The organism is Streptomyces sp. ST2-7A, from assembly GCF_021390475.1.
GTDB lineage: Bacteria > Actinomycetota > Actinomycetes > Streptomycetales > Streptomycetaceae > Streptomyces.
Genome location: NZ_JAJUWS010000007.1, coordinates 143,008 through 167,926, shown reverse-complemented (window position 1 = coordinate 167,926; position 24,919 = coordinate 143,008). Strand labels below are relative to the sequence as shown.

The window sequence follows — 24,919 nt, the reverse complement described above, 5'->3', positions numbered from 1 at the left end:
CGAACCGCCCCCTCACCGCGCCGCCCTCCGCCGCATCAGCCACAGGAAGAACGGCCCGCCCACCAGCGCGGTGAGGATGCCCACCGGGATCTCCTCGGGGCTCATGATCGTGCGCGCCGCCAGGTCGGCGGCGAGCAGGAACGTGGCGCCCAGCAGCACCACCGCCGGCAACGCCCGACGGTGGTCGGCGCCCACCAGCAGCCGCACCACGTGCGGCATGATCAACCCGACGAACCCGATCTGTCCGCTGACCGCCACCATCGCCCCCACCATCAGTGCCACCAGGACGAACATCACGCTGCGGAACCGGTGGACGTCCAATCCGAGCGCCGCGGCGGCCTCCTCCCCGGCCAGCAGCAGGTTCAGCGGGCGGGAGGAGCCCAACAGCACCAGCGTCCCCGCCAGCACCACCACCGAGGGGATCCACACCATCGTCCAAGTGGTGCCGGCCAGGCCGCCGAGCATCCAGCGCAGCGCCGACTGGGTGCGCTGCGGGTCGTTGGCCGTGATGATCAGCAGACTCGCCACCGCCGACAGCACCTCGGCCGTCGCCACGCCCGCCAGCACCAGTCGCAGCGTGGTCATCCGACCGCCGGAGCGGGCCAGGAAGTACACCGCGAACAGCGCGCCCAGGGCCCCGCAGAACGCGGCCACCGGCAGCGAGAACATCCCGAACAACGTCACGTTCAGCACGAGCACCAGCACCGCGCCGACGCTCGCGCCCGAGGAGATGCCCAGCAGCATCGGGTCGGCCAGCGGGTTGCGCACCAGGGCCTGGAGCGCCATGCCCGCCACCGACAGCCCCGCCCCGACCACCGCGCACAGCAGCACCCGGGGCAGCCGCACGTCCAGCACGATCGTCTCGTGCACCGGCGACCAGGTCGGCTCCACCGCGCCGGGAACGACCTGGTGCAGCAGGATCCGCCACACGTCCCCCGGCGGCACGGAGACCGACCCCACGCCGACCGCGGCGGTGGCCGTGACCAGCAGCAGCGCCACCATGAGCGGGATCACCACCGCGTAGGGCACCCGGCGCCGCCCGACGGCGGCGGGTAGCGCGCCCGGGGCGGGGGAACCGGGCGCGGCGCGCTCGGGCGTCGGGGCGGGAGCGGTCACCGGAAGCGGTCCGGGTGCAGCTGTCGCGCCAGCGATTCCACGCCGTCGGGCACCCGCACGCCGAGCACGGTCGAGGACAACGGCAGCACCGCGAAGCGCTCCTCGCGGATGGCCGGGACATCCTTCAGGGCCGGGTTGTCCAGCAGGAAGTTCTTCTTGTCCTCCACCGGCTGGTCACCGTAGTCGTAGATCACGATGACCTCGGGCGCCCGCTCGGCGACCTGTTCGAAGGAGACGTCGCCGAATGCCTTGTCGAGGTCGGCGAAGAGGTTCGCGCCACCGGCGCGGTTGATCATCTCGTTGCCTATCCCCCCGCCCCCGGCGGTGAAGGCGGTGGTCTCACCGCTGTCGTAGACGAAGATGTCGACCGGCTCCACGCCCTCGAGGCGCTCGGCCACCTCGTCCAGCGTCCCGTGCAGCCGCTCCAACTCCTCGTCCGCCCGCTCGGGAACGCCGAAGATCCGCGCGATGTCCCGCACCTCGCGGTCCATCAGGTCGATGTCCAGGGGCGGGTCTGAGCACTCCTCGACGTTCAGGTGGGTGGCGATGCTATGGGAGGCGAAGGTCTCCCGGGAGCGACCCTCCTGCGCGTCGAAGGTGCTGGAGAAGCCGCCGTAGACGAAGTCGGGTTCGAGTTCGAGCAGCGCCTCGTAGGAGGGGTACCGCTCGGAGACGACGGGAACGGCGTCGTAGGCGTCCCGGTACTCCGGCAGGATCTCGTCGTCGAGGTAGCCGGTGCCGACCATGGAGTCCTCCAGGCCCAGGGCGAGCATCACCTCGGTGGCGTGTTGGTTCAACGCCACGGCCCGCTCCGGGGGTTGTTCGTGGGTGACCTCCGTGCCGCAGTTCTCGACGGTGAGCGGGAAGCCGTCCGGGGCCTCGCCGGCGGGCGCGCCGGCACCGCCGGTGCCGGAGTCGGTGGGGGAGTCGCCGCCGCAGCCGGTGGCGAACAGCAGCGCACCGGTCAACAGTGCGGCCGGGAGTCGTCGGAAGGTCGGGGAACCCGTCATGGGGCGGTGTCCTCCACGGGGATGGGGGGTGGATGTCGGAAGGGGCGGGAAAACCGCCCCGACCCGGCGCGCGACGGCCCCGGGCGGGGCGACGACGAAGGGTCGTTCGGGGGAGTCCCGGCCTCGGCGAGGCGGTGGATGAGGCGGGGAGGAACCGGGGCACGTCCGGGCACGGGGCATCCGGGCCGGGCCGGGACCGGCGTACCCGGTGCCCGGTGGAACGGGTCAGCGGGAGGCGACGGTCACGGGGACGCGGGGACCGCGCGCGGGACGGCCCGACGGTTCGACCGGCCGGGGACACCGGGCCTTGGAAGGGCCGGGTGGGAAGGACGCTTCGGAGCGGCGGGCGCGATCACGGAGGTGCCGCGGCCCGGCGGGAGCGTCATCGGGACGCCGCACGGCGCGACGCGGCGTGCTTCCCGGCGGGGGAACGCGCCGGGTGGGGGAATCGGCGGTCACCGCGACACGGCGCGGCACGGCATCGGCGGCCCGGACGGGCATGGCGGACGCACCCTCCTCCGGGGAAATCCGCCCCGGCGTCGTCGAGGAGGCGACCGCGTGAGTCTCCTGGCTCCCGGGTCGACGCTCACCCCGGCCTTCCCATCCGTCGCCGGATGGTGGCCCGTGCGGGGTTCGCTCGCCGGTCACAGTGGCGGGACCGCGCCGGATTCACACCGACTTCCTCGTTCCGCCGTCGCCTTGTCGCCGACATCATGGCACCCCGGGCCCCCGGAGCGCCATGGGGCCCCGGGGGCCCGGGAACGCTCGGTGGCGGATCCGGTCGGGGTATCCGGGCCACTCGCCGCCCGGGGGCGTCGCGTGGCCCGGGCGGTGGTGTGTTCGGCCCCGGGCCCGGGCCGGGGCCGGGGCCGGGGGCGTCGGGGCCGGATCATCGGCACGGGGCACCGGAACTCCGGGCGGCGGCCCCGGTGCGGGGCCCGGGGCGGCGGGGCCCGGGTCACTGCCGGGCGGCGACCTCGAAGAGGAGGAAGAGGAAGGCCGCGAAGGCGTGGACGAGGACCACGTAGACCAGCAGCCGGAACCACAGCCCCCGGGGCGTCTTCTCCTCCACCCGTGCCCGGGGCGCGGGGGCGGGTGGCACGGTGGGGTCGGCGGGCCCGGACGGCTCCTGTGGGGCGGGTGTCGGTCGCGTTTCCGGTGTCATGACACGGGTCTCCCCGGGGGTCGGTGCCGCGCGGGGCCGTCGCCGAGACACAACCCGGCGTCGGCGCTCTGCAGCAGGGTGTGAACGAACAACAGTTCGACCCCCTCGCGGTCGGCGGCGCCGAGGCGGTGCGGGGTGAGCGAGTCGAAGTGGGCGCCGTCGCCGGGCCCCACCAGGTGCTCGGTGCCGGCGAGCACCAGGCGCAGCCGGCCGGTGAGGACGTGCAGCCACTCCTCGCCGGGATGCACCCGGGCCGGTTCCTCCCGGGGTTCGCCGTACGGCACCCGCACCCGCAACGCCTGCATCCCGCGACCCGGGGCACCGGCCCGGCGGTAGGTCCAGCCGTCCACCTCGCGCGGTACGGCGTCCGTGCCCCGGATCACCGGCCGGTCCGCGCCGGCGGTCTCGCCGAGCAGATCGGATACCGTCGTGGAGTGGGCCCGGGCGAGGGCGAGCAGCACCGGCAGCGAGGGACGACGGTGCCCGGTCTCCAGGCGGGAGAGGTGCGCCGGGGAGAGGCCCGCCCGGCCGGCGGCGGTCTCCAGGGTCAGCCCGGAACGGCGGCGCAGCTCGCGCAGCCGGGGCGCGACGGCGGACAGCCGCTCGTCCGCCTCCGTGTCGACCTCCGGGCCGGCGCGGCCCGCCGGAACCTCCTCGTGCATGGTTCCGATTGAGCCGGCATTTTTCCCCGCGGGCAAAACTTTTGCCTCCGGGGCAATAATCCGGCGGCCCCGACGCCTCCGCCCGCCCCTTCCGGTCACCCCCGCCCGACCACCGCCGGCACGGGGGCGCTCCGGCGGTGTTCCAATTCCCGACGGTGGGCGGCGAGGCGGGCGGCACGTCCCGCGGTGAGGGCCCCGACCAGGCGCCCCGCCCGATGGTGGGTGACCTCCAGGTGGCGGGCGACGGGGTCGTTCTCCACCAAGCGGATCGTCTCCGCCCCGGCGGGCAGGCCCACCGATCGCAGCCGCACCCCGTACAGGTCGGCCCAGAACGAGGGGACCGCGTCGTACGGACGCGGTTCCCCGGGGTGGAGAAGGTTGTGGGCGGCCACGGCGGCCTGTTCGATCGCGTTGGTCCAATGGCCGATCAGGACGGGGGCGCCGTCGGCGAGGGGATGCGGGACCCGGGCCACGTCACCGGCGGCGGTGACTCCCGACACGACGGTGCCGTCGGGCCGCAGGGCCCGGAGGAAGGGGTCGCAGCGCACGCCCCCGCCGGGCCCGGTGACATCGAGGCCGGAGTCGGTGAGCCACTCGTCGGCGGGTACCGCCCCCAGGGCGGCGACCACGGTGTCGGCCACCGAGGTGGTGCCGTCGGAGAGCGTGATGCGGAACCCCTCACCGGCCCCGGGTCCGGCGCGCAGCTCGGTGACGGTGGTCCCGGTCCTCAGGTCGACGCCCGCCTCGCGGTGCAACCCGGCGACGAAGGCCCCCGCCACGGCGCCCACGGCACGGGCCAACGGCTGCTCGGCGGCCTCCACGAGGGTGACCCGGCAACCCCGGGCCCGGGCCGCGGCGGCGATCTCCCCGCCGAGGAACCCAGCGCCGATCACCAGGACGTGACGCCCCGGCAGGAGGGAGGCCCCCAGGGCCCTCGCGTCGTCCCGCCCCCGCAGGGTGCACACGGGCCGGGGGAAAGTGCGGGTGGCGGGGAAGGGGCGGGCACGGGCACCGGTGGCGATCACCAGGCCGTCCCAGGGCAGTTCCCAGCCGTCGGCGAGCGTCACGGTGCGGGCGACGGGGTCGAGGCGGACGGCCGGGGCGCCGAAGCGGTGCACCACGTCGGGGACATCGGTGAACGGGAGGGTGGTGTCCGGGGCCTCCCCTCCACCGAGCAGAACCCGCTTGGACAGCGGGGGGCGGTCGTAGGGCGGGTACGGTTCGTCGCCCACCAGGGTGAGTTTCCCGTCGAAGCCCTCGTCGCGCAGCGTCCGCGCGGCGTGCAGGCCGGCGAGGGACGCCCCGACGATCACGATCCGCCGGGACGCTCTCACGGCGCGTCCGGGGTGATGGTGATGGCGCGGACCGGGCAGACGGTGGCGGCCCTCGCGACCGTCTCGCGCGCGGCGTCATCCGGGTTCGCTTCGTACACCAGGGTGTCCTCGTCGTCGAACGAGAAGACGCCGGGCGCCGCGAAGACGCACTGGCCGTGGCTCTCGCAGAGGTTCATGTCCACGACGATCTTCATGAAGGGCTCCGTGATCATGGGTGCGGGGGCCCGGGGCCGTGGCGGGAGGCGCGGCCCGGGGCGGGAGGGTGGATTGCGGAAGTGGGTCGATGGGGGGTGACGGGATCGGTGGTCGGCCCGGGACCGCGGGTCAGGGCACGGGAGGGTTGAAGCGGGAGAAGGCGGGTTCGCTCCAACGCAGGGGGGTGGCGCGGACGATCTCCCGGACGGCCGCGACGGTGAACTCGACGACGCGCTGCGCACCGGGCGGGAAGGGCTCCTCCCCGGGGGCCGGGGACCACACGGTCCGGGCCGTGCCGGTCAGGTGGAGGGCGGTCCCGGTGTCCCAGCCGGGGAAGAGCAGGCCCGCGGCGGGATTGAGTTCGAGGTTGCCCAGGGTCAGGAACATGGCGTTCCCGACGTAGTCCGGCCAGCGCAGCACGGTGGGCGAGAGCACCCGGACGAAGCCCGGGTTGCCCCCGCGGTGGGAGGCGTCGGCGTCACCCCGGTCGGAGGCGGTGGCGACGAAGAAGGTGTCCGCCCGCCGGATGATGTCCTGTTGCGCCGGGGTGAGGGTGGTGCCGTCGGTGACCGGTCCCGGCCCCACCGACCTCCCGTCGCCGGGATCGAGGAAGCGGTGCCGCCGTTTCTGGAGATACTTGGGGCAGTTCGCGATGACCTGGTCGAGGTCGACGCGGAGCCCTCTCCCGGTCGGGACGGCCCGACCGTTGATCCGCATCCGGCGGCGGGTCGCGGGCTCGATGGCGATCATGCCCACCGGGGAAGGGCTTTCGTGGAGCCCGCCGAGGGGGGCGGTGGGGTCGGGGAGGGCGTCGACGGTGAGGGTGCGCGGATCGGGGACCTTCAGGAAGCCCGGCTCACCGGTGAGCTGGATGACCCAGATCCGGTTCGCGTCGTCCGCACCGCCGAGAATGATCATCGGTTGTTCGGCGAGGAACGCCGCGGCGACCTCCGGGACGGTCTCCCCGATGCCGCCGAGGGAGAATCGCGCCTGCTCCGCCAGCCGGGCGCGACGCTGCGCGGCGACTTCCCCGCTGTGGTAGCCGGCCACGGGGCTCCTTTCCCTGTCGGAACCGGTTCGATCAGAAGAAACCGCAGGTGGGGGCACCCGGGGTCGGAGCCGCGGACGGATCGGCGCCGGTGGGGGCGTAGATCTCCAGGCGGGTGCCGTCGGGGTCGGTGAAGAAGATGCCGCCCGACTCGGCGCCCTCGCCGTGCGGAACCACCCCGTCGTGGGCGAACTCCGTGCCCAGGCTCCGCAGCACCTCGGCGGTGGCGTCGACCTCGCCCATGGTCCCCACCTGGAAGGAGAGGTGGTGGAGGCCGGGGGCGTCGGGCCGGAAGGTGCCCTCGCTCTGCTGCCAGAGGGTGATCATCAGGCGGTCCTCGCGTCCGAGGAACGCCCAGCGACGCCCCTCGTCCTTGCCCTCCGCCATGACCTCGAAGTCGAAAACCTCACGGTAGAAAGCGAGCGAGCGCTCCATGTCGGTGACGTTCAGACCCACATGGCCGGTCCGGAGCGTCTGCGCCTTGCTCATGGTCATCACATGCCTTCGGTCGGGGTCGCACTGCCGTCGCAACCACTGAAAATGACTTTAAGGGTTAGATGGCGAGCCGGTCAACCAGTGACCTCCCTTTGACCGGTTAGGATGGGGTGAGGAGTCACCCGTGCTGGAAGGATCGGTCCGATGACGCCCTCCCCCGAGCCCGACGATCCCCGCCCCCTCACCGGTGAACCGTTGGCGATCGACCTCCTCAACACCCGGTGGATCGACGCGACCGGCCCCCACGACCTGCTGGAATCCACCGCCGGACTGGCCGTGTGGCTGAAGGGCCGGCCCCCACGGCGCCTCCCCGACGACCCTCCGGTGGTCGCCGACGCGGAAACCCTGGAACACCTGCTGCGAACCCGCGACGCGCTGTCCGCGTTGGCCGGAACCCCCCTCTCACCCACGCCCGGGGCGATCGCGGAACTCAATGCCGTCCTGGCCCGGGGCCGGGTGCGCCGCCTCCTCACCCCCGAGGGGCCGGAGGACGTCATCGAGGTGGACTCCCCCTCCTGGCTACCGGCGTGGACGGCGGCGAACGACTGGCTCCGACTGCTCGTCGACCGCCCCGAACGCGTCCGCCCCTGCGCCAACCCCGACTGCGTGCTGCACTTCCACGACACCTCGAAGAACGGCACCCGCCGCTGGTGTTCCATGGCCGGGTGCGGCAACCGGGCCAAGGCGCGGCGTCATCACGCCCGCCGACGCCCCGCGAACGAATGACCCGCTCCGGGGCGCCCCGGAGAACCCGGAGAAGTTCTCCGGGGCGCCCCGAACCGGGAACACCGACACCCCGTGGGCCGTGGGCCGCTCGTTCCGGATGTTTCCGTCACCGCGCAGGAGGAGGCGAACGGCCCCGATGCCCCGGTGTCCCCTTCCGGTGGGAGAACCGCGTCGCCCGGGAGGCCGGCGCCGGGGGCCGGGGCGCGGACGAGGAGTTGGCGAACCTCCCCGACCGAGCTCCCGGCCCCCGGGACCGGCACCGTCGGAGGCCGTCGCCCGGAGTCGGCCGTGTGGAATCACCCGTGGCACGCCGCTCAACGCCCCACACCCGGAGGACCCACCCGCTGCGGAACGCGGAACGGGTACTCCGCGAGGCGTTCGCCACCCACCGGGCGGAGTGCAAGGACCGGCTCCGGGCGGGCGGTGGGTGGTGGTGTCCGGGGCGCCTCGGCTCGACGTCCCGGCTCTCGGCGTCCCGGCTCGGCGGGGCCCGACTCAGCGGGCCTCGGCCACCGGCACCTGGAGTTCCGTCACCCATGCCTCCCGGTCGGGCGGGCACTCGAGGTTGATCTCCCGGGGATAGTCGACCGCCCGCAGACCGTTGTGGTCGAGCCACCGGGTCAACGCCTGCTCGGTGGGGGCCATGGCGTCCATCGGGCCCCGGTGGACGATCGTGGCGGCCCGCTCGATGGCCGGCAGGTCGAGTACCCGCAGGTCACCGGTCTCCCCGTCACCGCCCGGCAGGGACGCCGAGACCCGCACACCGGCGTGGACGCGAACGGCTCCGCCACCCCCCGGCACGTCCTCGTAACGGGCCACACCGGGTCCGGCCGGGGAAATGCCCGCCGCCTCCATGCGACGGAACAGTTCCTCGTAGAGGGGGCCGATGACCGGGCCGATGTCACCGGGGTCGAAGCCGGGCGCGATGGCGGTCAACTCCGCCACCCGGATGGGGGGAAGGGAGGTGAGGACGACGTCGTCGGTGGGCATGTGCCCCTCGCTCTCGATCGATCGGAGTCTCGCCTCGACCCGGACCAGGCGTGCCGTCGTCGCGGCCACCTCGGTCTCCAACTCGGCCCGCCGCAGTCGCAACATGCCGCGCAACTCCTCGGTGGCGAGCCCTCCGTCGACGATCTCCCGCACCTGCTGGAGGGTGAAACCGAGTTCCTTGAGCGCGATGACCCGGTTCAACCGGGCGAGTTGCGCGGCCGTGTAGTGGCGCCGACCCGTCACGGGATCGACACGGGCCGGGCGCAGCAGTCCGATCGCGTCGTAGTGACGCAGCATCCGGACCGACACCCGGCCGTGCCTGGCGAAATCTCCGATGGTGAACATGGTGTCCCCGACTCCACCACCTACCACCGTGTGAGGGGCAAGCCCGGTCCGTCGACGTCTCCCACGGGCCGGCCGAACCCGGAGCGGGCCGGCTCAGCAGGTGTAGGTCTTCCCGTCGGCGGCGACGTTCCAGTTGCAGGCGCTGATGGTGCCGGCGGCGGCGTTGTTGTCCGCGCTGCCGGGCTTCTTCAGCCGCAGGTTGGGGTTCTTGGCCTTGCCGTCGTTGGGCAGGACGTGCCGGGCGTAGCCGCGGTGGATGTGGTGGTTGCCGTTGGCGTCCTTGCGGTTGGTGCCACTGCCGGTGTGCACGTACGCCTTGGCTCCGGCGGGCAGGTTGTAGGAGGGCAGGGCCCGGCCGTAGGTGTTGGTGGTGATGTCGGGGATCCACCCGCCGACGTTGACGGTCTTCTTCGAGACGTTCTTGATGACGAAGTACTCACCGTTGAGATTGATCTGCTTGCCGTCCTTGACGTCCGCTCCGGCGGCGTTGGGACGCACGTGGGTGATCATGAGGTCGCCGGTGGTGGACGCCGCGTGGGCCGGGGTGAGGGGCGCGAGGAACGCGAGGGTCACCGCCGCGAACAGGACGGTTCGGATCGTACGACGCACAGGGCCGCTCTTTTCCGTGCAGGACGAAGGACCCCGACGGCCCCCCATCCGGTGAATGTCGCGCCCAGTGTGCACCCAACCGGGGGACGCGCGATGGTTTTTCCGGATAATGGGTCCGACGACGGACTTCGCCCCCACACCCCCAGTCCCGCGGGACCGTCCCCGCGGGGCCGGACGCCCCGTACCGGCCGGATCCCCCCGGACCGACCCCGTTACGGTCGAGGTGTGCGCCCCTTCGAGGAGTCCTCACCGCCGCCCCCGGCCCGGTCGGCGCCCGTGGTTCTGCGGATGACCGACGTCCACCACGGCTACGGGGACCGCACCGTCCTGGCCGGAGCCTCCATGACCCTGCGGGCGGGCACCTGCCTCGTCATCCGGGGCGACAACGGCTCGGGGAAATCCACCCTGCTCCGCCTGGCCGCCGGCCGGGAAAGGCCCCGCGCCGGTGCCGTCACCCTCGACGGCCGTCCCGCCGACGAGGACGACCCGCGTCAACGCGCCGCGGTGGCCGCCGTGTTGGAGGACGACGCGCACCACCCCGACCTGTCGGTTCGCGAGCACCTGCTGCTCGTCGCCCTCGCCCACGGCCTCGCGGACACCGCCGAGGGCGTGGTGGACGGCGCCCTGACCGAGCACCGGCTCACCGAACAGGCCGACCTCCCGCCCGACCACCTCTCCTCCGGACAACGCCGCCTGCTCGCCCTCGCCGCCTCCGTCGTCCGCCCCCACCGCCTGCTGATCCTCGACGAACCCGAGGCGGGACTGGACCGGCGGGCCCGCCGACGCCTCGCCGACCGGCTGCGCGCCGCCCGGGCACGGGGCGTCGCCCTGCTCGTCGCCTGCCACGACGACCGGCTCGCCCGGGCGGTGGCCGACACCGTCCTGCGCGTCACCCCCGCCGGCCGTCTCGTCCCCGACCCTCCCGGGGAGGAGGAGCGGTGAGCGGGCGTCCCACCACCCCGCCCGGGTCGGTGCCCCCGACCGCTCCCCCGTCCCCGGACCGGCCGGCGGACACCGGGCGGGAGGCGACGCTGCGGCGCACCGCCGACGTGCGGCGCCTGCTGTGGAACGCCCGCGCCGACGCCCGTCGCGCCCAGCGGCGGAACACCCTGTACACCGCCTACTGCGCGGTGCTGCTCGGCGCGCTGTGGGGGGTGCCGCCGCTGTGGGCCCTCGTACGGGCCGGGGTCGACGGACACCTCGACGGGCCGGTCGCCGACCGGTTGGGGAGCGCGCTGCCCGCGATCGCCCCCGCGCTGTGGGCGTGCGCCGTCCTCGCCCTCGCGCTGCGGGGCGTGCGGTGGGGCCCGCCGGCCCGCCTGGCTCCTCGCCCACCCCCTGGACCGACGCGTCCTGCTCCGGCCCGGCCTCGTCACCGCCCTGGCCCGGGTCACCGCGACCGGCGCCGCGATGGGCTCGGTCGCCGGACTGCTGCTGTTCGCCCTCGGCGCCGGCGGGGCCGTGACCGCGCCGCTCGCCGGGGCCCTGGCGGGCGGATCGGCCGCCTTCACCGGCACCTGCCTGGCCGTGCCGGCCCGGCTGGACGCCGCGCTCGCCCCGGGCCGATACCGGCGGATCGTCCGCGCCGCCCGGTGCGGGGTGGCGCTGCTCGTGCCGCCGACCGTGCTCGCCGTCCTCGCCCCCGGCGCCTTCCCGGCCGGGGAGGTCCTGGCGTGGTCCGGGCCGTGGGGGTGGGCGACCCTGCCGCTGACGGGCGGCCCGCCCGCCGGCGACGGGTGGGCCGGCCCGGCCCTCGGCACCACCCTCACCCTCGCGACGGCGGTCGCCGTCGGATGGTGGGCGGCGCGGACCGTGCACCGGGTACCGACCCGGGTGCTGCGGGAGCGCGCCGCCGCCTCGCTGCGGGTACGGGCGGCGCTGCACACCCTGGACCTGCGATGGGCCCGGATGGCCGCCCGCCCGCCCCGTCGCCTCCCGCCCGGCCGGGCCCCGCGCCTCCCGCTCCCCCGTCGCCCGGCCCTCGTGGTGCCCTGGCGGGACGCGACCGCCCTGCTGCGGGAACCGGCACGTCCGTTGCGGGCCGCGACGTGGGCGTTCGTGGCCGTGTCGCTGTTCCACCTCCCGCAGGTGTCGTCCCCGCTCGACGCGGCGGTCCGGGCGGCGGCATGGGCCGCCACGTGGGCGGCGGCCCACCACCTCGCCGAACCCGCCCGGCTGGACGGGGACGACCCCCGCCGCACGGCGCCCCTGCCGTGGTCGGCGGCCGGGACCGCGCTGCGGCACGCGGCGCTGCCCGCGGTGCTGCTGCCGGCGCTGCTGCTGCTCGGCACGGCGACGGTCGCCGCGCTCGCGGCCCTGCTCGCCGCCACGGGCACGGGGGCGGGCCCGTCGATGGGTACGGGCACGGGCGCGGGAGTGACGATCGGCGGTCTCGCGCTCCTCCTGTGCGGGGTGCCGGCGGTGATCGGCGCGACCCTGGTCAGCGCCCACCGGGGACCGATCCCGCCCCACCTGTGGCTCGGCACCCCGACCCCGCTGGGGGACACCGGCCCGGTGGGGGCGGTGCTGTGGCAGGTGCGGGGGCCGCTGACCGCGCTCGCCGCCCTGGCCGCGCTCCACCACCCGGCATGGGGCGACGACCACGGTGCCGCGCGGATGGCGGCTTCGCTGCTGGTGGGGGCGGGCATGCTGTGGTGGGGCGGGCACACCGCCCGGACGACGGCCCGGCGGTGACCCGTCGGCCCACGGGCGGGCCCGACGGAACCGTCGCCGCCGGTACGGCGTCCCCGGATACGGTACGAACCACGCGCACCGGACGCGCGGGGACGAGGAACGGGGAACCCATGGCACTCTTCGGCAACGCCCACGCCATCGACCCGGCGCAGGCGCAGCAGGAGTACGCGCGACTGCTGGGCCAGGGGGAGCAGGTGCACGCCGCCTACCTGCTGATCCGCGACACCATCATGTTCACCGACCGACGGCTCATCATGGTCGACAAGCAGGGCATCACCGGCAAGAAGGTGGAGTACCACTCCGTCCCCTACAAGAGCATCACGCACTTCGCCGTGGAGACCGCCGGCACCTTCGATCTCGACGGGGAGCTGAAGATCTGGATCTCCGGCGACTCGGTACCGATGCAGAAGACCTTCACCAAGGGCGTGGACATCTACGAGGTGCAGGCCATCCTCACCCAGTTCGTCACCCGCTGACGCCGGCCGTGGGGGGCCCCCGGCGGCGCCGCCGGCCATCCCCACCCCGTTCGCCACCCGCGGCCGCCGGCCGGGGGGGCCCGGGGTGGGCCCGCACGTCGCCCCCATCGCCGCCCCGTCGCCGCCGCCTTCCGGGAGCCGCCGTGATCGAGGTGCTCAGGGTGGTCTTCGCCGCCCTGTCGGAGGCACTGCCGAACGTGCCGCGTCCGCGCCGGGAGAAGCGGCGGCGCGAGTTGGCCGGGGACCTGTTCCTGCCGTAAGTGGCCCTCAACCGGCTGATGCTGCTCGCCGAGGAGATCGTCGACGACTTCGAGACCCGGGCGCGGTACCCGCCGGACGATCCCCGGGCGCGGTCCGGCCCGGTCGCCTCCCACCGGCCCCGACGCGGCGGGGGTCGCGCCGGCGGCGGTCATCGTCCCCCGCCGGTGGACGCCGGGGAAACGGTTTTCGGCCGGCCGTCGCCTCCGGTGCGCGCCCGGCGGGCGCCGGTCACCCCCCGCCCCTAGGGTCGATGACATGGCTGCGGGGCGCTGGGTGTCGGTGACGTGGAAGGTTCTCGCCGTCGTGATGGTGCTGTGGCTGCTGGTGGTGCTCGCCGCCTGGTTGCTGCAACGCCAGTTGATCTACCTCCCCGACCGGTCCGCCCCGGCCCCGCCCGCCGGTGTCGAGGAGGTCTCGTACACGGCCGCGGACGGCACGGAGTTGACCGCCTGGTTCCTCCCCGCCGACTCCTCCTCCCGTCCCCCGCACACCACCGTCGTGGTCGCCAACGGCAACGGCGGCAACCGGGCGGGCCGGGTGCCGCTCGCCGAGGGCCTGACCGGGCGCGGCCACGCCGTATTGCTCACCGACTACCGCGGCTACGGCGGCAACCCCGGCGACCCCCGCGAGGAGGTGCTGGCCGAGGACTTCCTGGCCGCCGTGGCCCGGCTGGCGGACCGTCCCGACGTGGACCCGGAGCGGATCGTGTACCTCGGGGAGTCGCTCGGCTCGGCGGTGGTCTCCGAGGCCGCCGCGGAGCGCCCGCCCCCCGCCCTGGTGCTGCGTTCGCCATTCACCGAGCTGGCCGACGTCGGCCGGCACCACTACCCCTTCCTGCCGGTGCGCACCCTGCTGCGCGAGCGCTTCCCGACCGCCGAGCACCTGTCCGCGTACGAGGGGCCGGTGCTGGTGGTGGCGGGCGACTCGGACCGGATCGTGCCGGACCGGTTCTCCCGACGGGTGGTGGAAGAGCACACGGCCGGTCCGATCTCGCTGCACCTGATCGAGGGGGCGGATCACAACGACCGGGCGGTTCTGTCGGGGGACGAATTTCTCGACACCGTCGACGCCTTCCTCCCCGACGCCCTTCCCCAACCCTCCGGGAACGACTAGCCGCTTCGGACGCGCGGCCACCCACCCCCCGGTTTCGGCCGGCCGGGGGCAGAATGGCGGATATGGCATCGATTTCCCTGGGGAAGGGTGCGAACGTCCCCGTCGAGGCGCCGGCGATCCGTGTCGAACTCGTGCGGACCGCCGACCCTCGTGTGCCGGACACGGACGTCTCCGCGCTGCTGCTCGCCGAGGACGGACGGGTCCGCTCGGACGCCGACATGGTCTTCCACAATCAGCCCGCCCACCCCTCCGACGCGGTGATCCATCTGGGCAAACGGGGCGAGGGCACGGGTGGCGGCGGAGGGCCGGGCGTTCGCGTCGAGTCCGTGGCGGTGGACACCACCCGCCTGGAACCGGCGGTGGAACGGGTGGTGTTGTGCGCGTCGGTGGACGGCGGCACCTTCGCCTCCCTGCCCGACCTGCGGTTGCGGCTGCTCGACTCGGCGAACGGCACCGAGGTCGCGCACTTCGCGATGACCACCGCCACGACCGAGACCGCCATGATCGGCGGTGAGCTGTACCGGCGCGGGGACGGATGGAAGTTCCGGGCGATCGGCCAGGGCTACGACAGCGGACTCGCCGGGCTGGCCCGCGACTACGGCATCGATGTCGCCGATGAGCCGGAGGAGGCCGGGACGGCGGGCCGGGGCGGCGGACCCGGCCCGGGGCCCGCGGCCCCCGGGCCGGCCGGGTGGTCGGAGGCGTCGGGGCCGGGTGCGCCGACCACGCCGGTGGGTTCACCGCCCCCGGCCGCGCCCGCCGGGCCGGCGGTGCCGCCGGGGCCCGTACCGGCCGGGCCTCCCGGCGCCGTGCCCCCTCCGCCACCGGGAGGCGACGGACCGGTCGACCCCGGCGCGCACCGAGGCCCGAACCCGTACCAGCCGCACGGGTCCCACCGGCCGGGACCGCCACCGCCACCGCCCTGGACGCCACCGCCACCGCCCCCCGGCGCGCCCGGGGCACCCGGGGCGCCCCCCTTCCCCCCACCCGGGGTGCCCGCCCCGGCGACGGGAGCCGGATTCGGCGCCGGCACCGGGGGCGGCGGATGGCAACTGCCCCCGGAGATGGGGGAACGCCTGTCGCTGCGCAAGCGTCAGGTCGCGATCAGCCTGGAGAAGCGGGGCGCCCGCGATGTGCGCGCCCGGGTGATCCTCGTCCTGGACGCCTCCGGCTCGATGAGCGCCCTCTACACCAAGGGCACCGTCGCCGGCGTGGTGGAACGCATGGCCGCGGTGGCCGCCCAACTCGACGGCGACGGCGGTATGCGGGCGTGGACCTTCGCCTCCTCCCCCGCCCGGCTGCCGGACCTGCGCCTCGCCGAACTGGCCGAATGGCTGCGGCTGCACGTGCGGGTGGGGCAGATGAGCATGTTCGGCCGGCCCCGGAAGCGCCCGCGCGGCCTCGACGACCGACAGGTGGACATGCGCACGGTCGGCATCCAGAACGAGGAGCAGAAGGTCATCGCCGAGATCCGCGCACAGGTGCGGACCGAGCCCTCCCCGCTGCCCACGCTGGTGCTGTTCTTCTCCGACGGCGGCGTGTACCGCAACGCGGAGATCGAGCGTGAACTGCGGGAGGCGGTCGAGGAACCGATCTTCTGGCAGTTCGTCGGCCTGGGACGGTCGAACTACGGCGTGCTGGAACGCCTGGACACGCTCACCGGACGGCGGGTGGACAATGTCGGGTTCTTCGCCGTGGACGACATCGACCGGATCACCGACGCCGAACTGTACGACCGGTTGCTCTCGGAGTTCCCGGCCTGGCTGGTCGCCGCCCGCCGGGCGGGCATCCTGCGCTGAGCCGGGCGGCGGGCGCTCGGGCCCGGCCGACGGGCACCGGGTCGGTGGTCGGACCACCGGTGCCCCGCGACCGGCCCGCGAACCGATGGGCACGGCGGGTCGTCCCACCGTGCCGGGGGGCCGGGCGGGACGGGGAGCCGGGGGGCCGGTGTCCACGGGCCGAACGGGCCGGCGACGGGAGAGCGGGATGGGCCGGACCCGCCGGGCCGGAATCAGCGCACCAGGAACGACCCGAGGATCAACAGCACCGAGCAGAGGAGGGCCGCCGCACCCATCGTGGCGGTCCTGGCGCGCGAGGGAAGCGTGAGGACACGCACGTCGGACTCCGTGCCCCGTCGCGGGCGGAAGAGGTAGTGGACCCGATGGGGATCGGTCGACAGCTCGGCCCGGGTCAATCGCAGCCACCGCAGCTCCACCCGCCGGGCGACCGCCTCCGGCACGGCCCGGCGTGCCTCCTCCACCGCCTCCCGGTGTCGGGGGCCGAGGTCGGCGGGAAGGGACGCGTCCCCATCGACCTCGGCCCGCCGGGTGTGCCCGAGCAGCCGGACGCACCACCGGGCGATCAAGGAGGAGCGGACCTCGTGGCTCACCCGGATGCGGCGGACCTGGGGCGTGTCGGTGACGGCTCCCTCCCACCACTCGGTGAAGGTCCCGGTTCCACGACACGAGGCGTGGTCGGTCGTGCCGTCGCCCCCGCAGGACGCACAGGTCAGCTTCCCCTCCCCCTTGCAGTCGGGGCAGTCGATCCGACCGCTGCCCCGGCAGCCGGAGCACGCGCCGCCCTCACCGCACATCCCGCACTGCACGGTCGCCTCACCCTCACCGGCCGAGGCGCCGGTGGAGCCCTTGGCGGAGCCGCTTCCGGCCCGGACGGGGTGCCGACGCCCGGACCGTGAGCGGCGGCGCCGTCCCCTGCCCTCGCCGTCGCAGTGGGGGCAGGGCGTGATGGTGCGGCAGTCCGGACACTCCCGGTCCGGCGGGCAGGCGGTGACCGGCGCCCCCTTGCAGTCACGACAGGGCAGCCTTCCCCCCTCGCAGCCCTCGCAGGGCGAGTGGAGCACCGAGCCGCGCCGTGTCAGGACGAGACGTGCCTCCTGCTCGAAGTCCGGGAAGGAGCGGGGCGCGTGATCCTCGAGCCGGTCGTACAGACCGAGTCGGGCCGGATCGCGCTCCCCCGGCTCCCGGCGCGGGGTGGCCGGCTCGTACCGTCGCACGATCCACCGGAACCGCCCCGAGAACAGCGTGCGGTGCGACAGCGTGGGATCGCCGGTGGAACGCACGGAACCGGCGGGGAAACGTCGGGCGAGTCGGCGCTCCAGGGCCGTGAGGAGAGCGTCCTCGGAGTCGAACAGGCTTTCGGGCACGGTGGTCTCCCGGGTCCGTCACATCCGGAACCCGCGCGGGACGGGGGAGCGGTACGGGATGCGCGGCCCGGGGGCGAGGACATTAGCGGTACCGCCGGAGCGGAAAGAACGGATCTCCGACTCCCGAAGCGATTTTCCGGTCCCACCGGTTCACAGGCGCCCCGCCTCCCTCCTCCGGCCCGGGAGCAGCGCCTCGGTGCTCCAAAGCGCCCGGCGCACGCCCCGGGGCGTCACGTTTCGTTTCCGCGATCCCACCGCACCGGCACATCGTGCCCCGCACGACCGGTCCACCATCCCGTCGGTCCGGCGTCAGCGGGCGCGGGCCTCCGCGCGTACGCCCCCCTGCCCGTCGGGGACGACCAGGGCGGCCCCCTCGGCCAGGGCGTCCACGATGCCGCGCACCACGGCGTCGAGGTCGGCGGGGGCCGGCATCGCCGGGGGTGTGCCCACCGCCGCGCGGTCCGCAAAGCCGGTCTCCAGATGGGGGAGCCGGGCGTCCAGCACCGCCACCCGGCGGCGACGCTGCTCGGAGCGGACGGCCGTCAGCCAGGCACTGAGAGCCGCCTTGGCAGCGCTGTAGTCGGCCATGCCGGGCTGCGGACGGTCCACCAAAACCCCACTGATCGCGGCGATAACGCCCCCCTCCCCGACCACCGGCAGGGCCCCGCGCAGCACCGCCATCGGCGCCAGGGCGTTGACGGTGAACAGGTGCTCCACCATCTCCTCGCCGAGATCCGCGGCCGGGGCGAAGGCCACCGTGCCGATGGCGACCACCACGGCGTCCAACCCGCCCGCCACCTCGGCCGCCCGGCGGGCCAGGCCGGCGCAGGCGTCCAGGTCATAGGCGTCGAAGGCGAACGCCGCCCCGGCACCGAGCGAGCGGGCTCGCGCGGCCAACCGGTCGGGGTCCCGCCCGGCCGGCAGCACGGTCGCGCCGCGCGCGGCGCACTCCTCGGCGATCGCGCTCCCGATCACCCCCGTCGCGCCGACCACCAGCACCCGGGCACCGTCCATCTCCATACGCCCGCCCTCCTCCCGCCGTCGTCCCTCCGGGAAGCCCTCGGACATCCCGGCCGGAACGCCCGTGTACCCCTCTTCCCCGGAGCGAGGGGACTCGGATGCGCGCCCGCCTCGAATCACCCCTCGGGTGATCGGTTCGGAAATCCCGCTTCCCGGGGGTGGGGCGGCCCCGTCGGTTCACCCCCGCCGGGTGGGCTCCCCGATCAACCACCGCAACAAGCCCACCACGGTGATCCCGCTGCGGATCTCCCCCCGGTCGATCATGCCGAGCACCTCGGCGCGCGGAACCCACTCGATCCGATCCGACTCGTTCCGCTCGGCCGGTGGCCCGACGTACCCCACGGAGTCGGCGCGGAAGACGTGGTGCCGGGCGTCCATGATCCCGCCGGCCGGTTCGGCGCGGATCAGAGGGCTCGGGGTCCCCGGGCGCCAACCGGTCTCCTCCTCCGCCTCGCGGACGGCCGTCCGCTCGGGTGTCTCGCCCTCGTCCACGACACCCATGGGAAGCTCCCATCCCCAACTGTCGGCGACCAGCCGGTGCCGCCACATCAACAGAACCCGCTGTTCCGCATCCACCACGACGCAGGCGGCGACGTCCCGCAAGCGAATGGCGTGCTGCTCACAACGGCTGCCGTCCGGTCGTTCGACCTCGAGCAGCGTCAGTTCGAGCCACGGATGACGGTGGAGCGGTCGTTCGCCGTGGATGGTCCAGCGCACGGTGGTTCCTCTTTTCCCCTCGATACGGGCAGCCCGCCCGTGATCCCGATCCTCTCCGTCCGGATCGTCGGGGCGCCCTCTCCCACCCGGCTTCCGTCCCCTCCGGCACCGCCCCGCGCACCACCCCCTCGGGGGGAGCCCGACCCTCCCCTATGATTGAAATCGACTTTCATTTCTATTACGGGTGGCGGACCGGCCACCCCACCCGACCCCGGGAGCCCTCCGTGACCTCCTCTCCTCCGCGCCCCCTCCCGACCACCGACGCGATCCCGCCGGCGGACACCCTCTCCTCCGTGCTCTCCGCCGCCGCCGTGACCGCCGCCGCCTCCGGCACCGACACCCGGCTCCCCGTCACCGTGCTCTCCGGCTTCCTCGGCGCCGGCAAGACCACCCTGCTCAACCGCGTCCTCGCCAACCGTCGCGGCCTGCGGGTCGCGGTGGTCGTCAACGACATGAGCGAGATCAACATCGACGCCTCCCTCGTCCGCGAGGGCAACTCCCTTTCCCGCACCGAGGAGCGCCTGGTCGAGATGACCAACGGCTGCATCTGCTGCACCCTGCGCGAGGATCTGGTGGAGGAAGTGGAACGCCTCGCCCGCCAGGGCCGCTTCGACCACGTGCTGATCGAGTCCAGTGGCATCTCCGAGCCCATGCCCGTCGCCGCCGGCTTCGCCTTCCCGCTGCCCGGAGGGGACGGCACCGTGCTGGGGGACCTCGCCCGCCCGGACACCATGGTCACCGTCGTCGACGCCCGCAACTTCCCGCGTGAACTGGCCCTCGGCGACGACCTGCGGGAACGCGACCTCGCCACCGCCGAGGACGACGACCGCACCATCAGCGACCTGCTGGTGGACCAGGTCGAGTTCGCCGACGTCATCCTCCTCAACAAGATCGACCTGGTGGCGCCCGACGAGGCCGACCGCCTGGAACACCTGCTGCGGCGCCTCAACCCCGCCGCCCGGATCCATCGCACCGAGCACGGCCGCATCGACCCCTCGCTGGTGCTGGGCACCGGTCTGTTCGATCCGGTGAAAGCCGAACAGGCCCCCGGCTGGGTCGCCGAACTCAACGGCGACCACATCCCCGAGACGGAGGAGTACGGCATCTCCTCCCTCGTCTTCCGCGACCCCCGCCCCTTCCATCCGCAGCGGCTGTGGAACCTGCTCACCGGCCCCCTGGACCGTGGCGACCACGGAACGGTGATGCGCTCCAAGGGGTTCTTCACCCTCGGCTCGCGTCCCGGCGTGACGGGACTGTGGTCCCAGGCCGGCGCCGTCGCCCGCTTCGAACCGCTGGAGATGAACGACCCGGCGCACCACGGCCACGCACACGGCGGTCATCGGCACGAACCCACCGAGCCGGCCGCCGGCCGGGGCCAGGAACTCGTCTTCATCGGTGTCTCACTGCGGCCCGACACCCTGCGCGAGGCCCTCACCGGCTGCCTGCTCACCGACGCCGAACGGGAACGCGCCGCCCTCGACCCGGGCACCCTGCCCGACCCCTTCCCGGCCTGGAACCTCTGCGACACGGAACACCCGGACGACCACTGAACCGACACCGGGCCGACCCGGGCACCTGACGGGGGAGGCCGGACGGGAGATCCGGGGGACAGCCGTGTTCCCGACCGCCCCCGCCCCCGCCCCCGCCCGGGGACGGTGGGCCGTACGCCACGGCAGCGCCATCCCCAACAGCGTCGCCACCCCCACCCACGGCACCCACAGCACGGCCGCGGGCGTCGGCCACATCCCCGTGAACGCCACGGCGGCCACCGACCCGCCCACCACGCCGAGCGCCGCCGCCGAGGCTCCCGTCAACACCGTCCCCGCCGGCATCGCCCGCGGCATCCGCGGCACCCGGTCGGCCGGCGAATCCGCGTCGCGCGACCGCCGGCCCCGGGCCCCGGCCTCCGTCGCATGTCCGGCTACCTCGCCTCCGTCGATCCGCGCCGGCGGCGCGGCCCCTTCCCACCCATTGAAATACGGTCCGCGCCGAGCGGCGAGGGCCCACCGGCCCCGGGGGACGGCCGTTGCCCCCACGGCACGACGGGCGGTCGGGTGGGACGCGGACCCCTCGCCGTGAGCGACGGACGCGGCCCCCGGGTGGTCGGGAAACCGCTCCCCGGGGCTCCCGCGTGGCGGACCGGGCCAGACGGCGTGAGCATGGAGGGGACCGGACACGGCCGAACCGGAGAGACACCACGATCGGCCGCGCCGCCCACCCCTTCGGGTCCCCCCGGGGCCGGCGGGACCCGGGCGGTGTGTCCACCGCTCCCGAAACGGAGGCCGAACCATGTCGTCTTCCCATGACACCCGCAGGGATCATGACACCCGCACCGATCACTCCCGCGACGGCGAACGCGGTACCACCTCGTCCCGCGGTGAGGCCCTGGCGATCGGGGTGGTGCTCTTCGCCGCCGTGATGATGCTGATCGCCGGCTTCTTCGACGCCCTGCGCGGCGTGATGGCGATCGCCGAGGACGAGGTCTTCGTCGAGACGGCCGACTACACGTTCTCCCTCGACCTGACCACCTGGGGCTGGATCCACCTGATCGCCGGCATCGTGGTGATCGCGGTGGCGCTCGGCCTGTTCACCGGGGCGGTGTGGGCGAGGATGGCGGCGGTCGTCCTGGCCGCCGTGCTGATCGTCGCCAACTTCCTGTCCCTGCCCTACCAACCGCTGTGGTCGGTGGTGGCCATCGCGTTCTACGCCTTCGTCATCTGGGCGCTGTGCACACCACGGATCGACCGCGAGCAGGCCATGACCTGACCCGTGCCCCGGCCCCGGCGGACGCTCGCGCGCCCGCCGGGGCCGGGGTGTGGTGCCTCGTGCGTGGGGGGTGGGGCGAACCCCGCCGGATCAGCGGAAGTTCACGTCACTGCAGAAGTAGTACGTCTGGTCCATGTGGGAGGCCTGCCAGACCGTGTAGACGATGTGGCGACCGCTGCGGCCCTGGGTGTTGACGTTGATCGAGATGTTCTGGGCCGGGGCGTAGCGACCGGTCTCCCGGACGAGTTCCAGGTCACTCCAGTTCAGGGCCTGCCGGGTGGGGTCGAAGCCCTGGCGGGTGACGTAGATCCGGAAGTAGTCGGCGCCGTGGCTGGCCTGGTCGTACAGCCGCACGCTGAAGTTGTTGTTGATGTCGGTGGCCCGCCAGTTGCCGACGGTGTCCATCGAACGGTAGCGACCGCCCTCGGTCCGTCCGCCGCTGCACAGCTGTCCGTTGGGAACGGCGGCCTGGTGGTTACCGCGCACGTTGTCGCGGTACAGACCGTTCCAGTTCCACATGGCGTTGGGGTTGTCCTGCCATGCCTGCCAGCACATCGGGTCCTGGGTGGCCATGTTGGGATTCAGGTGATCGCTGCCCCAGCGCAGCCAGCACCCGTAGTTGCGGGATGCGGGGTCGACGATCGAGCCGTGGGCCGCGGCCGGCTCGGCCCACGGGATCAGGCAGAGCAGCGCGGCCGAGAACAGCGCCGTCAGGCGAGCGCGCCATCCGAGCGCCTTGGTGCGAGTGTGAGGATTCACTGTGCGGTCTCCGTTTTCCGGCTGTGGGGTATCCGGTTTGGGAGCGCTCCCATGTTGCTGGATGCTATCCCCTCCGACACGCGCGCGAAACACTTTCTCCCGCATACCGAAAAAGATCTCCGACCCGATGAAAGGCGGGCATCCGCAGCGGTGATCTTCTCCCCGGGGCAACGCGGCCCCACAGGCGTGGGAGGGATCACCGCTTCGGCATCCCACCCACCCGCCCCAACGGCACTTTTCCCGCCGACCCCCCTTGTCCGGCCCGCCGGGGCCGCGCAACGGGAGAAGACGATCAGTCACCCGGGAAATCGACAAAGGCCACGGTGACTCCACCTCTATCACTTTTCCGCCATGAAAAATCTCCGCCGTGAACTTCACGAGTGATCACCTCAGGAGGAATTTCACCCCGGGAAATCCTCATGCACACCGGGGGCGTTTCCCCGCTCTCCGCGCGCTCCCGGGGCCACGACCCACCGCAACGAGAACATAACGAAGAGTGGGAAGAGACCTCCCCCGTCGGGCATCGGCGCGAATCTGAGCACTTCATCATCGGTACCGTCGGAAGTCACCACCGTGTCCCACGTCTTCAACCCTCCCCCCAACTGGCCTCCCCCGCCGCCGGGATGGCGGCCGCCCCCGGGGTGGCAACCGGATCCCTCATGGGGGCCGCCTCCCCCCGGGTGGCAGGTGTGGGTGCCGGCCCACGTACCGGACAACCGGTGGGGAGGCGGTGGGGACATCTCCCCACCGCCTCCCCCGTCGCACACGATCCCCGGCGATCGGGCCGGTGCCAACGGCGACCACGGCGCCGGCACCGTGGTCGCCGCCGCGCAGGGCCTCCTCGGGCGGAGGCGCCGGCAGGCGGAAGCAGAAGCAGGACGGTTGGCCGAGGAGTTGCGGCGGGCCCGTACGGAGAACATCCGACAGGCCACGGAGATCACGGCCCTGAAAGCCCAGCTCTCCAGGGCACAGGGCCCGGGGATCACCGACCTGGTCGCGGAGACCACGCGTCTTCGCGCGGAGCGCGACGCGGTGGAGGCCGAGGCGGCGGCCCGGGCCGAGCGGGCGGAGGCGGAGCTGCGCGAGGCGCTCTCCGGTGAGCAACGCCGTTTCGAGGAGCTGTCCCGTCTGGTTCGGGAGACCGAGGCGCAGTCGACACACGCCCGGCACCGGTTGGAGGAGCTGCGTCTCACCGTGGTCCGCACGGAGGAGGAGGCGATGCTCCAGGAGGCGGGAATCTACGAGTACCGCCATCCCCTGGCCGACGCGGTCGCCTACAAGAGCGAGTTGGCCACAGTGCGGGACAGGGCGAAGGACCTGGCCAAGCGCGAGGGCGGCGCTGTCCTGGCCGCCACCGACTGGCAGGTCAACGGCTCGGTGACGGCCGGACGGAAGATGGTCCGGGACTTCTCGAAACTGTTGCTGCGGGCCTACAACGCCGAGGCCGACAACGCCGTACGCGGCATGCGACCCCACCGTTTGGAGTCGATGGTCGACCGCCTGGAGAAGTCCCGCCAGACCATCGCTCGCCTGGGCACCACCATGCACATCCGCATCAGCGATCCCTACCACCTGCTCAGAGTCAGGGAGTTGGAGCTCACCGCGGATTACCTCGCCAAGCAGGAGGAGGAGCGGGAACAGCGCAGGGAACTGCGCGAACGGCAGCGGGAGGAGGAGCGACTGCAGAAGGAACTGGAGCGGGAGAGGGCCCGGTTGGAGAAGGAGCGCCGGCACTGGGCCTCCGCCCTGGAACGGCTGCTGGCCTCCGGCTCCGAGGACCCGGCCGCCGTGGAGGAGTTGCGGGCCAAGCTCGCCGAGGTGGAGGAGAGCACCGCCGCGGTGAACGCCCGGGAGGCCAATGCCCGGGCGGGATACGTCTACGTGATCTCCAACATCGGCGCCTTCGGCGGGGACATCGTCAAGATCGGTATGACCCGGAGGCTCGAGCCGATGGACCGGGTCAACGAACTGGGGGACGCGTCGGTTCCCTTCAAATTCGATGTGCACGCCCTGATCTTCAGCGAGGACGCGATGGGTCTGGAGCGACGGTTGCACGAGGAGTTCGAGGACCGCAGGGTGAACAGGGTCAATCCGCGCCGCGAGTTCTTCCGTGTCCGGCCGACCGAGGTGCGGGAAGCCCTGAAACGCGTGGCGGGGCAGCACCTGCTCGAGTTCCGGGAGGACGTGGAGGCTCCCGAGTGGCGGGCGAGCGGGACCGGTACGACGGTGAGCCACCCGTAGCGGCCGGTCCGACG

24 protein-coding genes and 1 riboswitch are annotated in these 24,919 nt (G+C 73.6%); of the genes, 10 read left to right on the top strand and 14 right to left on the bottom strand.

All coding sequences use genetic code 11. The features are described from left to right. Positions 1 to 12 precede the first annotated feature (12 nt). From LZF96_RS06820 to LZF96_RS06785, 8 genes are all read right to left on the bottom strand, one after another. Complete coding sequence (locus tag LZF96_RS06820; RefSeq protein WP_374203131.1) at positions 13 to 1,116, bottom strand: FecCD family ABC transporter permease; 1,104 nt, start codon at positions 1,114 to 1,116, stop codon at positions 13 to 15. After that, entirely contained in the window at positions 1,113 to 2,126 is a 1,014-nt protein-coding gene (locus LZF96_RS06815) for an ABC transporter substrate-binding protein (protein ID WP_233867060.1), read from the bottom strand. Before LZF96_RS06815 ends, LZF96_RS06820 begins: the two co-directional genes overlap by 4 nt. Positions 2,127 to 2,686: 560 nt before the next feature. Then, positions 2,687 to 2,814, bottom strand: a riboswitch (cobalamin riboswitch). Positions 2,815 to 3,084: 270 nt separating this feature from the next. After that, positions 3,085 to 3,291 (bottom strand): DUF6126 family protein, encoded by a 207-nt coding sequence (locus tag LZF96_RS06810; RefSeq protein ID WP_233867048.1) that lies wholly within the window; start codon positions 3,289 to 3,291, stop codon positions 3,085 to 3,087. Further along, a complete protein-coding gene (locus LZF96_RS06805) occupies positions 3,288 to 3,953 on the bottom strand; it encodes a helix-turn-helix domain-containing protein (RefSeq protein WP_233867045.1) in 666 nt (221 codons plus the stop codon). Before LZF96_RS06805 ends, LZF96_RS06810 begins: the two co-directional genes overlap by 4 nt. Positions 3,954 to 4,048: 95 nt before the next feature. Then, entirely contained in the window at positions 4,049 to 5,287 is a 1,239-nt protein-coding gene (locus tag LZF96_RS06800) for an FAD-dependent oxidoreductase (protein WP_233867042.1), read from the bottom strand. After that, positions 5,284 to 5,481 (bottom strand): ferredoxin, encoded by a 198-nt coding sequence (locus tag LZF96_RS06795; RefSeq protein ID WP_233867127.1) that lies wholly within the window; start codon positions 5,479 to 5,481, stop codon positions 5,284 to 5,286. The genes LZF96_RS06800 and LZF96_RS06795 overlap by 4 nt, the downstream gene beginning before the upstream one ends. A gap of 130 nt (positions 5,482 to 5,611) precedes the next feature. Further along, a complete protein-coding gene (locus LZF96_RS06790; RefSeq protein ID WP_233867039.1) occupies positions 5,612 to 6,532 on the bottom strand; it encodes a pyridoxamine 5'-phosphate oxidase family protein in 921 nt (306 codons plus the stop codon). A gap of 31 nt (positions 6,533 to 6,563) precedes the next feature. Beyond that, positions 6,564 to 7,019: a VOC family protein gene (locus tag LZF96_RS06785; RefSeq protein ID WP_233867124.1), complete on the bottom strand. Its 456-nt coding sequence runs from the start codon at positions 7,017 to 7,019 to the stop codon at positions 6,564 to 6,566. Positions 7,020 to 7,169: 150 nt separating this feature from the next. Between LZF96_RS06785 and LZF96_RS06780 the strand changes: the two genes are divergently transcribed. Beyond that, positions 7,170 to 7,751, top strand: coding sequence for a CGNR zinc finger domain-containing protein (locus LZF96_RS06780; protein WP_233867036.1), 582 nt, complete (start codon positions 7,170 to 7,172; stop codon positions 7,749 to 7,751). A 495-nt stretch (positions 7,752 to 8,246) separates the two neighbouring features. On the opposite strand, the gene LZF96_RS06775 is transcribed toward LZF96_RS06780, so the two are convergent. Further along, a complete protein-coding gene (locus LZF96_RS06775) occupies positions 8,247 to 9,086 on the bottom strand; it encodes a MerR family transcriptional regulator (protein WP_233867033.1) in 840 nt (279 codons plus the stop codon). Between the two features lie 93 nt (positions 9,087 to 9,179). Then, positions 9,180 to 9,695, bottom strand: coding sequence for a lamin tail domain-containing protein (locus tag LZF96_RS06770; protein ID WP_233867030.1), 516 nt, complete (start codon positions 9,693 to 9,695; stop codon positions 9,180 to 9,182). 225 nt (positions 9,696 to 9,920) lie between these two features. Here LZF96_RS06770 and LZF96_RS06765 point away from each other — a divergent pair, with 225 nt between their 5' ends. From LZF96_RS06765 to LZF96_RS06740, 6 genes are all read left to right on the top strand, one after another. Continuing rightward, positions 9,921 to 10,637: an ATP-binding cassette domain-containing protein gene (locus LZF96_RS06765; protein ID WP_233867027.1), complete on the top strand. Its 717-nt coding sequence runs from the start codon at positions 9,921 to 9,923 to the stop codon at positions 10,635 to 10,637. A 468-nt stretch (positions 10,638 to 11,105) separates the two neighbouring features. After that, on the top strand, positions 11,106 to 12,389 hold the full coding sequence (locus LZF96_RS06760; RefSeq protein WP_233867022.1) for a hypothetical protein: 1,284 nt from the start codon (positions 11,106 to 11,108) through the stop codon (positions 12,387 to 12,389). Between the two features lie 110 nt (positions 12,390 to 12,499). After that, the gene (locus LZF96_RS06755; protein ID WP_233867020.1) at positions 12,500 to 12,865 is read left to right on the top strand and encodes a PH domain-containing protein; all 366 of its coding nucleotides are present in this window, start codon (positions 12,500 to 12,502) and stop codon (positions 12,863 to 12,865) included. 260 nt (positions 12,866 to 13,125) lie between these two features. After that, positions 13,126 to 13,371 carry a hypothetical protein gene (locus LZF96_RS06750; RefSeq protein WP_233867018.1) on the top strand — a complete coding sequence of 82 codons (246 nt, stop codon included), beginning with the start codon at positions 13,126 to 13,128 and terminating at the stop codon, positions 13,369 to 13,371. Between the two features lie 10 nt (positions 13,372 to 13,381). Next, the gene (locus tag LZF96_RS06745) at positions 13,382 to 14,239 is read left to right on the top strand and encodes an alpha/beta hydrolase (RefSeq protein ID WP_233867016.1); all 858 of its coding nucleotides are present in this window, start codon (positions 13,382 to 13,384) and stop codon (positions 14,237 to 14,239) included. 62 nt (positions 14,240 to 14,301) lie between these two features. Further along, positions 14,302 to 16,038: a VWA domain-containing protein gene (locus tag LZF96_RS06740; protein WP_233867014.1), complete on the top strand. Its 1,737-nt coding sequence runs from the start codon at positions 14,302 to 14,304 to the stop codon at positions 16,036 to 16,038. A 212-nt stretch (positions 16,039 to 16,250) separates the two neighbouring features. Here the strand turns inward: LZF96_RS06740 and LZF96_RS06735 are convergent, their stop codons facing one another. The 3 genes from LZF96_RS06735 to LZF96_RS06725 form a co-directional block, all read right to left on the bottom strand. Next, positions 16,251 to 17,402 (bottom strand): hypothetical protein, encoded by a 1,152-nt coding sequence (locus LZF96_RS06735; protein WP_233867011.1) that lies wholly within the window; start codon positions 17,400 to 17,402, stop codon positions 16,251 to 16,253. Between the two features lie 309 nt (positions 17,403 to 17,711). After that, positions 17,712 to 18,422, bottom strand: a complete 711-nt coding sequence (locus tag LZF96_RS06730; RefSeq protein WP_233867008.1) for an SDR family oxidoreductase — start codon at positions 18,420 to 18,422, stop codon at positions 17,712 to 17,714. Positions 18,423 to 18,599: 177 nt separating this feature from the next. Further along, entirely contained in the window at positions 18,600 to 19,139 is a 540-nt protein-coding gene (locus LZF96_RS06725; protein WP_233867005.1) for an NUDIX hydrolase, read from the bottom strand. A gap of 152 nt (positions 19,140 to 19,291) precedes the next feature. Here LZF96_RS06725 and LZF96_RS06720 point away from each other — a divergent pair, with 152 nt between their 5' ends. Both LZF96_RS06720 and LZF96_RS06715 read left to right on the top strand, forming a co-directional pair. Then, entirely contained in the window at positions 19,292 to 20,689 is a 1,398-nt protein-coding gene (locus LZF96_RS06720; RefSeq protein WP_233867002.1) for a GTP-binding protein, read from the top strand. Between the two features lie 739 nt (positions 20,690 to 21,428). Continuing rightward, positions 21,429 to 21,905 (top strand): hypothetical protein, encoded by a 477-nt coding sequence (locus LZF96_RS06715; RefSeq protein ID WP_233866999.1) that lies wholly within the window; start codon positions 21,429 to 21,431, stop codon positions 21,903 to 21,905. Positions 21,906 to 21,995: 90 nt separating this feature from the next. On the opposite strand, the gene LZF96_RS06710 is transcribed toward LZF96_RS06715, so the two are convergent. Next, entirely contained in the window at positions 21,996 to 22,664 is a 669-nt protein-coding gene (locus LZF96_RS06710) for a lytic polysaccharide monooxygenase (protein WP_233866996.1), read from the bottom strand. A 693-nt stretch (positions 22,665 to 23,357) separates the two neighbouring features. Between LZF96_RS06710 and LZF96_RS06705 the strand changes: the two genes are divergently transcribed. Then, positions 23,358 to 24,905: a DUF4041 domain-containing protein gene (locus LZF96_RS06705; RefSeq protein ID WP_233866993.1), complete on the top strand. Its 1,548-nt coding sequence runs from the start codon at positions 23,358 to 23,360 to the stop codon at positions 24,903 to 24,905. Positions 24,906 to 24,919: the final 14 nt, after the last annotated feature.